At 62.3% G+C, this 14,308-nt stretch carries 12 protein-coding genes; 11 read left to right on the top strand and 1 reads right to left on the bottom strand.

What is annotated here, in order from left to right:
- Position 1: 1 nt before the first annotated feature.
- Both ABEB22_RS15445 and ABEB22_RS15440 read left to right on the top strand, forming a co-directional pair.
- Positions 2-781 carry an ABC transporter ATP-binding protein gene (locus ABEB22_RS15445; RefSeq protein WP_349295321.1) on the top strand — a complete coding sequence of 260 codons (780 nt, stop codon included), beginning with the start codon at positions 2-4 and terminating at the stop codon, positions 779-781.
- Positions 781-2,493 carry an ABC transporter ATP-binding protein gene (locus ABEB22_RS15440; protein WP_349295320.1) on the top strand — a complete coding sequence of 571 codons (1,713 nt, stop codon included), beginning with the start codon at positions 781-783 and terminating at the stop codon, positions 2,491-2,493. Before ABEB22_RS15445 ends, ABEB22_RS15440 begins: the two co-directional genes overlap by 1 nt.
- Here the strand turns inward: ABEB22_RS15440 and ABEB22_RS15435 are convergent.
- Positions 2,490-2,927 (bottom strand): Lrp/AsnC family transcriptional regulator, encoded by a 438-nt coding sequence (locus ABEB22_RS15435; RefSeq protein WP_339115099.1) that lies wholly within the window; start codon positions 2,925-2,927, stop codon positions 2,490-2,492. The genes ABEB22_RS15440 and ABEB22_RS15435 overlap by 4 nt on opposite strands.
- Before the next feature lie 118 nt (positions 2,928-3,045).
- On the opposite strand from ABEB22_RS15435, the gene rocF reads away from it, so the two are divergent.
- From rocF to ABEB22_RS15390, 9 genes are all read left to right on the top strand, one after another.
- The gene (rocF, locus tag ABEB22_RS15430) at positions 3,046-3,975 is read left to right on the top strand and encodes an arginase (RefSeq protein ID WP_349295319.1); all 930 of its coding nucleotides are present in this window, start codon (positions 3,046-3,048) and stop codon (positions 3,973-3,975) included.
- Positions 3,975-5,033 carry an ornithine cyclodeaminase gene (locus ABEB22_RS15425; protein WP_349295318.1) on the top strand — a complete coding sequence of 353 codons (1,059 nt, stop codon included), beginning with the start codon at positions 3,975-3,977 and terminating at the stop codon, positions 5,031-5,033. Before rocF ends, ABEB22_RS15425 begins: the two co-directional genes overlap by 1 nt.
- Positions 5,034-5,137: 104 nt before the next feature.
- A complete protein-coding gene (gene nhaC, locus ABEB22_RS15420) occupies positions 5,138-6,571 on the top strand; it encodes a Na+/H+ antiporter NhaC (protein ID WP_349295317.1) in 1,434 nt (477 codons plus the stop codon).
- A 212-nt stretch (positions 6,572-6,783) separates the two neighbouring features.
- Entirely contained in the window at positions 6,784-7,860 is a 1,077-nt protein-coding gene (locus ABEB22_RS15415; RefSeq protein WP_339115095.1) for a hypothetical protein, read from the top strand.
- A gap of 744 nt (positions 7,861-8,604) precedes the next feature.
- Entirely contained in the window at positions 8,605-10,230 is a 1,626-nt protein-coding gene (locus ABEB22_RS15410) for a peptide ABC transporter substrate-binding protein (RefSeq protein ID WP_339115094.1), read from the top strand.
- 118 nt (positions 10,231-10,348) lie between these two features.
- On the top strand, positions 10,349-11,272 hold the full coding sequence (gene oppB / locus ABEB22_RS15405; RefSeq protein ID WP_349295820.1) for an oligopeptide ABC transporter permease OppB: 924 nt from the start codon (positions 10,349-10,351) through the stop codon (positions 11,270-11,272).
- Positions 11,273-11,282: 10 nt separating this feature from the next.
- On the top strand, positions 11,283-12,209 hold the full coding sequence (locus tag ABEB22_RS15400; protein ID WP_349295819.1) for an ABC transporter permease subunit: 927 nt from the start codon (positions 11,283-11,285) through the stop codon (positions 12,207-12,209).
- A 1-nt stretch (position 12,210) separates the two neighbouring features.
- Entirely contained in the window at positions 12,211-13,218 is a 1,008-nt protein-coding gene (locus ABEB22_RS15395; protein WP_349295818.1) for an oligopeptide/dipeptide ABC transporter ATP-binding protein, read from the top strand.
- Positions 13,215-14,207, top strand: a complete 993-nt coding sequence (locus ABEB22_RS15390; RefSeq protein WP_349295817.1) for an oligopeptide/dipeptide ABC transporter ATP-binding protein — start codon at positions 13,215-13,217, stop codon at positions 14,205-14,207. Before ABEB22_RS15395 ends, ABEB22_RS15390 begins: the two co-directional genes overlap by 4 nt.
- The last annotated feature ends 101 nt before the right edge of the window (positions 14,208-14,308 follow it).

Here is a 14,308-nt window from a genome sequence, read left to right as displayed (position 1 = left end):
CATGACCCGAGATCTCTTTTCCCTCAAGGGGCTGCGCCATGACATCGCGGGGCGGGCGCTTCTGGACGATATCACCCTGACGCTTCCCGAAGGCCGTATGATCGGGTTGATCGGTCATAACGGCTCGGGAAAATCCACGCTGCTGAAACATCTGGCCCGCCAGATGCAGGGGCAGGGCGAGCTGGCCCTGAAGGGACGCGATCTGGCGCGCTGGTCGCGCCGTGATCTGGCACGGGCGCTGGCCTATCTGCCCCAGACCCTGCCGCAAAGCGACGCGATGGAGGTGCGCGAGCTGGTGGCCTTGGGCCGCTACCCGTGGCACGGGCCCTTGCGGGCGCCGGGACGTGCCGACCGTCAGGCGGTCGCGGCGGCGCTGAGCGCCTGCGGGCTCGACGCCTTTGCCGACCGCCGGATCGATGCGCTTTCGGGCGGCGAGGCGCAGCGGGCGTGGATCGCGATGATGGTGGCGCAGGAGGCGCAGGCGCTTCTGCTCGACGAGCCGATCTCGGCGCTCGATATCGCCCACCAGATCGAGGTGCTGGGCCTTCTGCAGAGGCTCACCCGCAACGAGGGCCGCTCGGTCGTGATGGTGATCCATGATCTCAACATGGCCGCACGATACTGCGACCATATCGTGGCGCTCAAACAGGGCCGCGTCGTCTTTGACGGGCCGGTGGTACAGCTGATGACACCCGCGCGCCTGCATGACATCTATGGGGTTTCCATGCAGGTCCTCTCCCCGCCCGATCTCTCCCCCGTTGCCATTCCGGATATTGCCTGATGCTCAAACAGTTTGCCGCCTATTACCGCCCGTTCAAACGGCTCTTCTGGCTCGATTTCTCCTGTGCGGTGGTGTCGGGTTTGCTGGAACTGGTTTTCCCGCTGGCTATCACCGGCTTCATCGACCACCTTCTGCCGCAGAACGACTGGGGGCTGACGGTGCTTGCAGCCTTCGGCCTTTTGGTGATCTATGCGGTCAATACCGCGCTGATGGGGGTGGTGATCTATTGGGGCCATATGCTGGGCATCAATATCGAAACTACCATGCGGGCGCGGGCCTTCGCACATCTGACGAAACTCGGCTGGGGCTTCTTCGACCGGATAGAGACCGGCAGACTGATCGCCCGTGTCACCCGTGATCTCGAGGAGATCGGCGAGGTCGCCCATCACGGTCCCGAGGACCTGTTCATCGCCATCATGACCTTTATCGGGGCGCTGATCCTGATGGCCTATATCCATCCGCAACTGGCGCTGATCACCTGTATCATCGTGCCCGCGATGGTCTGGCTGACCGCTGTCTATGGCGGGCGGATGACCAGTGCGTGGCGTTCCATCTATGCGCGGGTGGGCGCGTTCAACGTGCGGCTCGAGGAGGCGCTTGGCGGTATCCGTATCGTGCAGGCTTTCTCCCGCGAGAAACACGAGGCGGGGCTGTTTGAGCGCGACAATCAGGGCTACCGCACGACCAAGCTCTCGGCCTACCGGATCATGGCTCATGCCACCGCGCTGCAATATATGGGGCTGCGGCTTGTGCAGGTGGTGGTGATGGTCGCAGGCGCGGGCTATGTGATCGATGGCAGTCTGACGACAGGTGGCTTTGTGGGCTTCCTGCTGCTGGTCAATGTCTTCTTCCGCCCGCTGGAAAAGATCGCTGCCGTGATCGAGACCTATCCGCGCGGTATTGCCGGTTTCCGCAACTATCTGGACCTGCTGAACACCGATCCGGAGATTGCGGATGCCCCAGATGCGCGCCCCGCCCCTGCCTTCCACGGCGAGATCCGCTTCGATCGCGTGGCCTTTTCCTATGCCGGAAAGGCATCGGTCCTGCACGAGGTCGATCTGACGATCCGCGCGGGCGAGACGGTGGCGTTGGTGGGTGCCTCGGGGGCGGGGAAATCCACGCTGATGTCGCTCGTGCCGCGATTTTACGACCCGACATCGGGTCAGGTGCTGATCGACGGGGTGGCCTTGGCCGATATGACGCTGGAAAGCCTGCGCGACCAGATCGGGCTCGTATCACAGGAGGTCTTCCTGTTTGGCGGCACGCTGCGCGAGAATATCGCCTATGGCAAGCTTGATGCCACCGAAGAGGAACTGGCTCTGGCCGTGCAGCGCGCGCAGCTGACGGAGTTTGTGGCAGGTCTGCCCGAGGGGCTCGAGACGGTCGTGGGCGAGCGCGGTGTGATGCTTTCGGGCGGGCAGCGCCAGCGGGTGGCGATTGCGCGGATCTTCCTGAAGAACCCGCCGATCCTTCTGCTGGACGAGGCGACCTCGGCGCTCGACAGTCAGACCGAACGCGAGATCCAGGCCGCCCTGACCGAGCTTGCCCGCAACCGCACCAGCCTGATCATCGCGCACCGGTTGTCCACAATCGAACATGCCGACCGGATTCTGGTCATGGATCAGGGGAAAATTGTTCAGGAAGGCACCCATGAGGCGCTTCTGGCGCAAACAGGGATTTACCGCCGCCTGCATCATCAGGACGCGGCCTAACCCGCCACATGGGTGAGCAGGAGTGAACTTTCCGAGTTCATCACGCCCTGAACCTCGCGGATGGCGCGCAGGACCCTGTCGAATTCCACAAGGTCCTGCGTGCGGATATCCACCACCAGATCCCATTTTCCATTGGTCGACCAGACAGTGGCCACCCCCTCGATGCGCGAGAGCGTGTGGATCACCTGCCGCGACATGCGGCCCTGCAACTCGACCATGGTGATCGCGCGGACCCCGCCCTCGGCATCGACATCGGTCTCGATGGTGAAGCGCCGGATGCGTCCGCTGGCCTTCAGCTGGTCGAGCCGTGCCGTGACGGTGGTGCGCGAGAGCCCCGTCACATGGGCCAGCTCCGTCACCGACATGCGCGCATTGTCGCGCAGGGCGGAGATCAATGCGTGATCGGCGGGGGAAAGGTCGGGCGTAGTTTTCATAATGATGTTCTATCTTTACAAAATGACTAGTTTTAGTTTCATTATGATCACTTTATTTGTCAAATATTTCTTTCGCCTTTGCCATGATCGGGAAAAGAGATCATGAAAGGGCCGGATCATGCCGAAGAGATGCGCCATCCTTGGAGCGCCGATCGAAACAGGGGCCTCGCAACGCGGCTGTGTGATGGGGCCCGCCAGCCTGCGCACTGCCGCCATCGAGGACGAGCTGCGCGCTCTGGGATGGGAGGTGAGCGACCTTGGCGATGTGGCGATCCCGCCCGTCGCACCGCTGCCCCATCCCAACCCCGCGCTGCATCATCTGGCCGAGACCCGCGCATGGATCGGAGCGCTTCACGAGGCCGCCTTTGACGCGAGCCAGACCTGCGATCTGCCGGTATTTCTGGGCGGTGACCATTCGATGGCCGCGGGCACCGTGCCCGCGATGGCGCGGCGGGCCGCTGCGGCGGATCGTCCGCTTTTCGTGCTCTGGCTCGATGCCCATCCCGATCTGCACACGCTGATGTCCACGACCAGTGGCAACCTGCATGGCACGCCGGTCGCCTATTTCACCGGCCAGACCGATTGCGAGGCCTATCCGCCGCTGCCGCAGGCCGTGGAACCCCGGAATATCTGCATGATGGGTATCCGCTCGGTCGATCCGGCCGAACGCGCCCGCATCCGCGAGACGGGGATCGAGGTGCATGACATGCGCGCCATTGATGAAACGGGCGTGCTTATGCCCTTGCGGGCCTTCCTTGCCCGCGTGGCGCAGGCGGGTGGCATGCTGCATGTGTCCTTCGATGTCGATTTCCTTGACCCTTCCATCGCGCCGGCTGTGGGCACGACCGTGCCGGGGGGCGCCACCTTCCGCGAGGCGCATCTCATCATGGAGACGCTCTGCGACAGCGGGCTCGTCACCTCGCTCGATCTGGTCGAGCTGAACCCGTTTCTCGACGAGCGCGGGCGCACCGCGCAGTTACTTTGCGATCTGACCGCCAGCCTGTTCGGTCGTCAGGTCATGGACCGTATGACAAGGAGCTACCTCTGATGATCCCCGCCTCTCCCTTGGCCTATGTGCCTTTTGTTTCCGTGCAGAATATGATGGGCCTTGTCCACCAGACCGGCATCGAGACTTTCCTCACCGAGCTCGCCGACCATATCGAGGAGGATTTCAAGCGCTGGCCCGAGTTCGACAAGGTGCCGCGCGTGGCCTCGCATGTGCCAGGCGGCGTGATCGAGCTGATGCCCACCGCCGATCAGGCGCTTTACGGGTTCAAATATGTGAACGGCCATCCCAGAAACACGCGCACCGGCCATCAGACCGTGACCGCGTTCGGGGTGCTTTCGGAGGTAAGCACCGGCTATCCGGTGCTCCTGAGCGAGATGACGCTGCTGACGGCGCTGCGCACGGCGGCGACCTCGGCGCTGGTCGGGCGCTATCTGGCCCCTGCGGGCGCGCAGGTGATGGCGATGATCGGCAATGGCGCGCAATGCGAGTTTCAGGCGATGGCCTTCCGCGCGATCTGTGGCATCAACCGGCTGCGGCTTTACGATCTGGATGCGACGGCCACTGAAAAAGCCACCCGCAATCTGCGTGCGCAGGGCTTTGACGTCACGCCCTGCCAAAGCGCCGAAGCGGCTGTCGAGGGCGCGCATATCATCACCACCTGCACCGCCGACAAGCAATATGCCACGATCCTCACCGATAACATGGTGGGCGCGGGCGTGCATATCAACGCCATTGGCGGCGACTGTCCGGGCAAGACGGAGCTGCACCGCGATATCCTGCTGCGCTCGGATATTTTTGTGGAATATCCCGAACAGACGCGGATCGAGGGCGAGATACAGGTGCTCGCGCCCGACCACCCCGTCACCGAACTGTGGCAGGTGATGCGCGGCGAGGTGCAGGGCCGGCGCCATGACAAACAGATCACGCTCTTCGACAGTGTGGGCTTTGCCACCGAGGATTTCTCGGCGCTGCGCTATCTGCGCGCGAAGGTGGCGGGCACGGGCTTTGTGCAGGCGTTGGACCTTCTGGCCGACCCCGATGATCCGCGCGATCTGTTCGGCATGCTGGCGCGTGCCGCTCCCGGGACCGGTGCCTGAGGCCGGTTTTCAGGGCGATGTGAAGCGCAGGGGCCGGATCGGCCCTTGCGGCGCGATACAAAAAACGCCCAAAGAGGCGCCGCAAGACAACAGGGACTTTGGTCATGACTTCTTCTCGCCCCGACGCCTCGTCAGAGGGTCCGCGTTTGCCCAGCTTCTGGGAAGCGGCGCTTTCACTGCTCGCTCTGATCCTGGGGATCGGCGTATCGATCGTGATCTACGGGCTCGATCCGCAGATCCCGATGCTCTTGGGCGTGATCATGGCCTCGCTGATCGGCTGGCGCTGCGGCTATAGCTGGGGCGATATTCAGGACGGGATGGTCAAGGGGATCACCAACGCCTTGCCCGCGATGATCATCCTGCTGGTGGTGGGGATCCTGATCGGGGTGTGGATTCTGGCGGGCGTGGTGCCGACGCTGATCTATTACGGGCTCGACCTGTTGAGCCCGTCGATCTTCCTGCCGGCCACGGTGGTGATCTGCGCGATTGCCTCGGTCGCCACGGGCACCAGCTGGGGCACCTCCGGCACCATCGGGGTGGCACTGATGGGCGTGGGCGGCGGTTTGGGCTTTCCGCTGCCGGTGGTGGCGGGGGCCGTGCTGTCGGGGGCCTATTTCGGGGACAAGATGTCGCCGCTCTCGGATACCACCAATCTTGCGCCCGCCATGGCGGGGACCGATCTGTTTACCCATATCCGGCATATGTCCTATACCACGGGTGTCTCCATCGGCCTGACGCTCCTGATCGAGATCGGTCTGGGCCTGCATTATGGCGGGGGCGCGGGCGATATGGCGCGCATCCAGACCCTGCTGAGAACGATCGAGGCGCATTTCACCATCTCGCCGGTCCTGCTGATCCCGCCGCTTCTGGTGCTGGTGGTCAGCTATCGCAAGATGCCCGCCATTCCGGGGATCACGGTGGGGGTGATCGCGGGGGCCATCTGCGCTGCGGTCTTTCAGGGCGCGGATTTCGCGCGGATCATGTCGGTGGCCTTTGGCGGCTTCAGCGCCGATACGGGCGTCGAGGATGTGGACAGCCTGCTGAGCCGTGGAGGCTTCGAGAGCATGCTCTATACGCTCTCGATCATTATCGTGGCGATGATGTTTGGCGGGGTAATGGAGCGCACGGGCCAGATCGGGGTTGTGGCGGCGAAGGTGCTGACGCTTGCGCGCTCGACCGGATCGCTGGTGCTCTCGACGGTGCTGACCTGTATCGGTGCCAATCTGGTGCTATGCGACCAGTATATGGCGATTGTCATGGGCGGGCGCACCTATGCCGATGCCTATCGGGAGCGGGGGCTTGCGCCCGAGAACCTGTCGCGCGCGCTGGAGGATAGCGCGACCGTCACCGCCAATCTGGTGCCGTGGAATTCGGGCGGGGCGTTTCAGGCGGCCACGCTGGGTGTGGCGACGCTGGCCTATCTGCCGTTCAATTTCTTCTGCTGGCTCTCGCCGGTGGTGACGGTGGTCTTCGGCTATATGGGCTGGACGATCACGCCGCTCGCGCCCGAGGCGCGCGAGACGCCCGAAGAGGACTGACGCCGCCTGACCGGTTCGGGCAGCTATACAACTGAAATCTCACAAGGATGTGCATGGCCTGCAGGAAACCTGTAGGCCACTTTCTGCATTCTACCGGAAGATTTTGCATGCGGCTGTTTCCCTCCGCAGATCCTTCGTTTTCCAAGGAGCCCTTCATGTTGAGCCGTCGTGGATTTCTGACCATGTCCCTTTCTGTTTCAGGAGCCTCCCTTTTGCCAATCCCATCCTTTGCCGCCACCACCGCACCGCATCCCATCGCCCGCTCGCCCTATCCGGCCAACGGGATCGCGAGGCTGGGCGGGCGTGATTTCGTATCCATCCCGCGCGTCGAGGGGCATTCCGAGACGCCCTCGGTCGCGGTGATCCAGAACGGGCAACCGGTGGCATTCCCGGGCAATGGCTGGAACGACTGGAAACCGGGCGATGACGGGCTTGACAGCTTTGTTTGCGTGAATGCAATCCATCCCTATCGCGGGTCGCTATGGTGTGTGGATCAGGGGCAGGCACCCGGCGCCGACACGCCATTCGAGGCGCAGAAGATCGTGGAGATCGACCCCCAGAGCGGCGGGATCCGGCAGATCCTGCGCTTCGCGCGAGACTATATGCCCGAGGGCGCGACGCTCAATGATCTGCGCATCTACGAGGATCTGCTCTTTGCGACCGATTCCGGCATCGGGGGCGTGGTGATCCATAACCTGGCCACTGGCGAAACGCGCCGCAGGCTCTCGCAGCATCCAGCGGCCAGGAAGCCTGCGGATCAGGAGAGGAAAGGGACGGGTGGCCACCCTCTCGCGCAGGCCGACGGCACCCCCCCCGATCCTACACAATCGGACATGCTCGAGGTCACGCCTGATGGGGAGCTGTTCCTCTGGGCCACGCCCACCGGCCCGATCCGCGCCATCCCGATGGAGGCGCTGCTGTCGGATCGCTCTGATGAGGAGATCGCGACGGAGATCTTCGTCTACGCGCAGACGCCCAATATCGGCGGCACGGCGATGGATGACAGGGGCAATCTCTATGTCTCCGATATCGAGACGCGACAGGTCACTGTGATCTCGTCCGATGGTCTGTCCGAGGTGCTGGTGCGCGACAACCGCCTGAAATCTCCGGATGCGCTCCTGATTACCGAGGACCGAAAACTCCTGATCCCCTGTCCCCAGCTCGAATATCTGGCCTCGACGAATGGCGGGACGGATGGGACCGAGGCCCCGTTCGAAGTGATGGAGACAGATCTGCCCGACCACTTGGGCCAGATCAAGCTCGGGGATGCGATCTGGCCCAAGGCCTGAGTGCTGTTTGCGACGCTGCCGTATCGGGCGGGACATGCCGGAGGCGGTCGAGCTGATCCATGGCGGTCTGCATGGTGCCCATCGTATATATGGCCGCTTCCGGTGTCTGCAGCCTTTCGTGCAAAACGCGGCTGATCCGGTCGAGTTCTTGGCCCGCACCGGGTGTGCCTCCGGCAGGAAAATACGCGCTCGGCTGCAAGCACCGTGTAGATATGAACGAGATTGGGTAGCCGCGCGAAACGGTGGGGTTGGACTTGCGCGGTTCGCGCGGCATACCCCCGAAGGCTAAGCAAAATGGCTTAAAGAGCCTCGTATCTCCTTTGCATATTTGCGCTGTTTCACGCTCTGATCCTGTGCGCCCGGTCAATTGATCGCAGGATGGCTCGGTAAACTGGCGCTGCTAAAAAACATCGCAACGCTAGACTTAACATAATGATAGAAATATTTTTGTTTGAGGAAATTCAGCGGCAGACGGGTTTAGGTGGGCCGTCATGGAGCGTTGATCCGGAGCGTTTCTCCGGCTCTGGGCGGCATCAAACGGGGCAGCATGGCAGCTTCGGGATGTGAGGAACGCCTTCAAGATATACGCACGCTTAGTATTTGATGAATATTTAGTCATATGCCGTTGAGGAAGCTCGGGTTCCCGATCACATTTTTCAAAAAGCGCCAGATAGTTTTTGACCGATTAGTCAAGATGTGTCCGGATGTCGCAAAACAATCATATAAAATGATCAGGGGAAATCCATGAAAGTAAAACAGGCTCTTACCGGTTTGGCCGTCATTCTGGCGCTTGCGCCCGTCCTGCCGCAGGCAAGCCTTGCAGCAAATGTGCCCGAGGGGACGAAGCTTGCGGAGAACCAGACCTTCACGTTCTGGCTCCTTGATGCGATCAAATCGATGGACCCGCAGCTCAACACCGATGTCGAGGGCTCGGATGTGCTGCGCTCGCTGTTTGAGGGGCTCTATAACGAGGATGGCGAGGGCAAGCTGGTGCCCGCCGTGGCCACGAGCTACGACCTGTCCGACGACAAGAAGACCTACACCTTCCATCTGCGCGATACGGCCAAATGGTCGGATGGCAAGCCGGTGACCGCAGGCGATTTCGTCTATGCGTGGCGTCGTCTGGCGGACCCTGCCACGGCCTCGGAATATGCGTGGTATATGCAGCTGATGCAGGTGAAGAACGCAGCCGATGTGATCGCGGGCAAGATGGCCCCCGACCAGTTGGGTGTGACAGCACTTGATGACCATACGCTCGAGGTCACGATCGATACGCCGCTTCCCTATTTCCCGCAGATGCTGGTCCATACCTCGACCTTCCCCGTGCGGCAGGACGTGATTGAGGAGTATGGCGATAACTGGACCCAGCCCGAGCATATGGTTGGCAACGGGGCCTATACGCTGACCAAGCACATTCTTGGCGAGCGGGTCGAGATGGATAAATCCGACACCTATTGGGATGCCGAGCATACGGTCATCACCCATCTGACCGCGCTGACCATCAATGATGTCAATCAGGGCCTGACGCGCTATCTGGCGGGCGAGCTGGACAAGGTCGATATGCCTGCGGGGCAATATCCGCGCATGGAGAAGGAATATCCCGATCAGGCGCTCTCGACGCCCTATTCCTGCTCCTATGCCTATCTGATGAACCTTGGTCCCAAAGGCCCCGAGGCGCTCAAGGATGTGCGGGTGCGCCGCGCGCTGTCCTATGCGATGAACCGCGATGTGATCGTCAATAACGTGCTGCAGGGCGGCCAGAAGCCCGCCTATAACTGGACCCACTGGGCCACTGCAGGTTTCAAGATGCCCGAGATCGACTATGCCGGCTGGAGCCAGCAGGAGCGTATGGAAAAAGCCAAGGAGCTGCTGAAGGAGGCAGGCTACGGCCCCGACCATCCGCTGAAGCTGACGCTGAACTACAATACCTCGGAAGATCACCGCAAGATCGCCATCGCGGCCCAGCAGTTCTACAAGGCCGTGGGCGTGGATCTGACGCTCAACAACATGGAATGGAAGGTCCATACCGACAAGATGCAGTCGGGCGATTACGAGATGGCGCGCTATGCGTGGTGCGGCGATTATAACGAGCCCTCGACCTATCTGGGGCTCTTCTCCTCGGCCTCGACGCAGAACTATCCCGATTTCCACGATGATGCTTATGACGCAGCACTCGAGGATTCCAAAACCGCCGCCGATCCGCAGGCCGATTACACCAAAGCCGAGCAGATCCTGACGGACAAGATGCCGATTGTGCCGATCTACCACTATGCCAAGGTCCAGATGCTGAAGCCCGACATCAAAGGCTATCCGACCCAGAACGTGATGCAGACATGGTATGCGAAAGACCTCTATCGGGTGGCGGAGTAAGATCGCCCGATAAGGGTTTTGGCTCGGGCCGGAGCAATCCGGCCCCCCATCGCCTTTTCCGATGCAGCCCGTGCGGGGGATACCCCCGCGCATCAGCCACATCCTGTCTGGAAACAGAATGCTTTTCTATATCCTCAAGCGTCTGGCGGTGGCCGTCCCGACGCTTCTCGTGCTCATCATCGCGTCCTATCTGTTGATGCATGCAGCACCCGGTGGGCCGTTTACGCAAGACCGCCAGATCCCGCAGCAGGTGCTCGATAATCTCAATGCCAAATACGGGCTCGACAAGCCGCTCTGGCACCAGATCGCCTCCTATGTCTGGGGGATCGTTGCGCATTTCGATTTCGGGCCGTCCTTTGTCTATAAGGACCGCACGGTAAACCAGATCATCGCGCAGGGCTTTCCGGTGACCCTCACCTATGGCGGGATCTCCTTCGTGGTGGCCGTGGTCGCGGGGGTCTTCCTTGGCGCGCTGGCCGCGATCCGGCAGAACACATGGCTCGACTATCTGGCCGTGGGGATCTCCATCGGGGCGCAGGTGCTGCCCAATTTCGTGATGGCGCCCATTCTGGTGCTGGTCTTCACACTCTGGCTCGGCTGGTTGCCGGGCGGCGGCTGGGAAGGCGGGCAGTGGCAGTATCTGATCCTGCCGGTGATCGCACTCTCAACCTCCTTCATGGCCTCGATCGCGCGGATCACGCGGTCGTCCATGCTGGAGGTGCTGACCTCCAACCATATCCGCACCGCCCGTGCCAAGGGGCTGCCGCGCCACCGGATCGTGCTGCGCCATGCGCTTAAGCCCGCGCTGTTGCCGGTGATCTCCTATCTCGGTCCGGCCTTTGTGACAATGATCACGGGCTCGGTCATCATCGATATGTATTTCTCGACAAGCGGGATCGGCAAGAGCTTCGTGGATGCCGCGCTCAACCGCGATTACGCGGTGATGATGGGCGTGACCATTCTGGTGGGCGCGCTGACCATCCTGTTCAACCTTGTGGTCGATATCCTCTATGCGTGGATCGACCCCAAGATCCGTTACTAAGGGGGCTTTCATGGTAATCGACAGCCAGAAAATGGCCTCGGTGGCCGCCGCCACCGCACAGGCCGATATCAAGGGTCGCTCGCTCTGGGCCACGGCCCGTAAACGGTTCTTGCGCAACAAGGCCGCGGTCTTCGGGCTCGGGCTTCTGGCCTTCGTGGCGCTGTTCGCGATCTTCGGGAACATGATTGCGCAATGGCCCAATGACGAGATGGATTTCAACATCATGGGCATGGTGGCCGAACAGGGCGGCCCCTCCATCGCCAATGGCCATTTCTTCGGCACCGATGATCTGGGGCGCGATCTCTTCGCCCGCACGGTGCAGGGCACGCAGGTCAGCCTCGCGGTGGGCCTTATGGGGGCGGCCATTGCCGTGATCGTCGGCACGCTTTACGGCGCGGTTGCGGGCTATTTCGGCGGGCGGATCGATAGCGTGATGATGCGCACCGTCGATATCATCACTGCCATCCCCTATATGTTCGTGCTGATCCTGCTTCTGGTGATGTATGGCCGCTCGATGGCCATGCTGTTCATCGGTGTGGGGCTGATCTCGTGGCTTGATATGAGCCGGATCGTGCGCGGCCAGACGCTGACGCTGAAAAACCGCGACTATATCGAGGCGGCACGCGCCATCGGGGTGCCCTCGCTCACCATCATCCGCCGCCATATCCTGCCCAATCTGATCGGGGTGGTGGCGGTCTATGCGACACTTCTGGTGCCGCTGATGATCCTGACCGAGAGCTTCATCTCCTTCCTCGGGCTTGGGGTGCAGGAGCCGCTGACCTCGCTGGGCGCGCTGATCTCGGAAGGGGCGGGGACCATCAACTATGGCACGCTCTGGCAGCTGGCCTTTCCGCTGGCCTTCTTCGTGATCACGCTGTTCGGCTTCTTCTTCGTGGGCGATGGCCTGCGCGATGCCCTAGACCCGAAGGACCGTTGATATGGCTTTGCTGGATGTGAAAGACCTCGAGGTCCGGTTCGATACGCCCGAAGGGGTGGTCCATGCAGTCAATGGCGTGAGTTTCAGCCTCGAGGCGGGACAGACGCTGGGGATCGTGGGCGAGAGCGGCTCGGGCAAGAGCCAGTTGAGTTTCGCGCTGATGGGACTTCTGGCACGCAATGGCCGCGTTTCGGGGTCTGCGCGGTTTGACGGGACCGAGCTGGTGGGCGCGCCCGAAGCCGCGCTCAACCGTCTGCGCGCCGAGCGGATCGCGATGGTGTTCCAGGACCCGATGACCTCGCTCAACCCCTATATGCGGATCTCCGACCAGATGGCCGAGGTGCTCATGCTCCACAAGGGCATGGGCAAAGCGGCGGCGGTGGCCGAGGCCGCGCGGATGCTTGATGCGGTGAAGATCCCCGATGCGGGCGCTCGTGTGCGGCTTTATCCGCACGAGTTCTCGGGGGGAATGCGCCAGCGGGTGATGATCGCAATGTCACTTCTGTGCAAGCCCGACCTTCTGATCGCCGACGAGCCGACCACCGCGCTTGATGTGACCGTGCAGGCGCAGATCATGGGGCTGTTGGGCGAGTTGCAGCGGGATTTCGGCATGGCCACGATCCTAATCACCCATGATCTGGGCGTTGTGGCGGGGTTCTGCGAGAGTGCGATGGTGATGTATGGCGGTCGTGCGATGGAAACCGCGCCGGTCGATGACCTGTTCGAGACGCCGAGCCATCCCTATACGCGGGGCCTTCTGGCCGCGATCCCGCGGGTGGATGACGAGGCCGATGCGCTCAACGCCATCCCCGGCACGCCGCCCAATATGACTGGCGCACCGGTGGGCTGTCCCTTTGCCCCGCGCTGTGCGCTGGCCGGTGAGGAGTGCACGACAACGATGCCGCCGCTTGCGCCCTGTGGCCCCGCGAGGGCCCGCGCCTGCCACCGCCCCGTCACCGAGGTGATGGAGAAGATCGCCGCCCAACCCGTTCAGGAGGCAAGCCTATGACCCCGCTTCTTTCGGTCCGCGACCTCAGGGTCAGTTTCCCGATCACCCGCCGCGGGAGCTGGCCGTGGACGCCGCCCCAGCAGCTCCATGCCGTCAACGGGGTCAGCTTCGATCTGATGGCGGGGCACGTGCTGGGCATCGTGGGCGAGTCGGGCTGCGGCAAATCCACCTTGGCGCGGGCGCTCATCCAGATGCTGCCCGCAAAGGGTGAGGTGATCTGGCAGGGCCAGACCGACCTCCTGTCTCTCTCCCCGCGCGAGATGCTGAAATACCGTTCCGACATCCAGATGGTGTTTCAGGACCCGCTGGCTGCGCTTAATCCGCGGATGACCGTGGGCGAGATCATCGCCGAGCCCCTGCGCACCCACCGCCCCGAGATGGGGGCCGAGGCACGGCGCGAGAAGGTGCGCGAGGTGATGGCGCGGGTGGGGCTTCTGCCCAACCAGATCAACCGCTATCCGCATGAATTCTCGGGCGGGCAATGCCAGCGGATCGGGATCGCCCGTGCGCTGGTGGTCGAGCCGAAACTGCTGATCTGCGACGAGCCGGTCTCGGCGCTCGATGTGTCCATTCAGGCGCAGGTGATCAATCTCCTCGATGATCTGCGCCGCGATCTGGGGCTGACGGTTGTGTTCATCGCCCATGATCTGAGCGTGGTGAAACATATTTCCGATCAGGTGATGGTGCTGTATCTGGGCCGGATGATGGAACATGCCGAGGCCCGTGCGCTTTTTGCCGAGCCGCGCCATCCCTATAGTCAGGCACTTCTCTCGGCGGTGCCGGTGCCCGACCCCAAGACCCAGCGGACAAAACAGGTGATCGGGCTGGAAGGCGAGCTGCCCAGCCCGCTGAACCCGCCTTCGGGCTGCCCGTTCCGCACCCGATGTCCGCGGGCCGAAGACCTCTGTGCGCAATCGCGTCCCGAACCTCAAGGCGACGGGCATCAGGTGGCCTGCCATTTTCCGGGGGTTCTGCAGCCTATCGAATGATCGTTACGCCGAACTTGCATATCAGCTATGATTTCTTCACGAGGGCGGAACATCTAAGCCAGCTCACCGTTGACTGTCGAACGCTCCGCGCGGGCGAATTC

The sequence above is a fragment of the Thioclava sp. 'Guangxiensis' genome (assembly GCF_045348365.1).
In the GTDB taxonomy this organism is placed as follows: domain Bacteria; phylum Pseudomonadota; class Alphaproteobacteria; order Rhodobacterales; family Rhodobacteraceae; genus Thioclava; species Thioclava kandeliae.
Note: the sequence above shows the minus strand (reverse complement) of the source record. Positions and strands in the feature narration are given on the sequence as shown.

Excerpts from the sequence above, each read along its gene's own strand:
- ABEB22_RS15440 (WP_349295320.1), top strand. The coding sequence starts at position 781 with ATGCTCAAACAGTTTGCCGCCTATTACCGCCCGTTCAAACGGCTCTTC.
- ABEB22_RS15400 (WP_349295819.1), top strand. The coding sequence starts at position 11,283 with ATGGTAATCGACAGCCAGAAAATGGCCTCGGTGGCCGCCGCCACCGCA.
- ABEB22_RS15435 (WP_339115099.1), bottom strand. The coding sequence starts at position 2,927 with ATGAAAACTACGCCCGACCTTTCCCCCGCCGATCACGCATTGATCTCC.
- rocF (WP_349295319.1), top strand. The coding sequence starts at position 3,046 with ATGCCGAAGAGATGCGCCATCCTTGGAGCGCCGATCGAAACAGGGGCC.
- nhaC (WP_349295317.1), top strand. The coding sequence starts at position 5,138 with ATGACTTCTTCTCGCCCCGACGCCTCGTCAGAGGGTCCGCGTTTGCCC.
- ABEB22_RS15445 (WP_349295321.1), top strand. The coding sequence starts at position 2 with ATGACCCGAGATCTCTTTTCCCTCAAGGGGCTGCGCCATGACATCGCG.
- ABEB22_RS15425 (WP_349295318.1), top strand. The coding sequence starts at position 3,975 with ATGATCCCCGCCTCTCCCTTGGCCTATGTGCCTTTTGTTTCCGTGCAG.
- ABEB22_RS15410 (WP_339115094.1), top strand. The coding sequence starts at position 8,605 with ATGAAAGTAAAACAGGCTCTTACCGGTTTGGCCGTCATTCTGGCGCTT.
- oppB (WP_349295820.1), top strand. The coding sequence starts at position 10,349 with ATGCTTTTCTATATCCTCAAGCGTCTGGCGGTGGCCGTCCCGACGCTT.
- ABEB22_RS15390 (WP_349295817.1), top strand. The coding sequence starts at position 13,215 with ATGACCCCGCTTCTTTCGGTCCGCGACCTCAGGGTCAGTTTCCCGATC.
- ABEB22_RS15395 (WP_349295818.1), top strand. The coding sequence starts at position 12,211 with ATGGCTTTGCTGGATGTGAAAGACCTCGAGGTCCGGTTCGATACGCCC.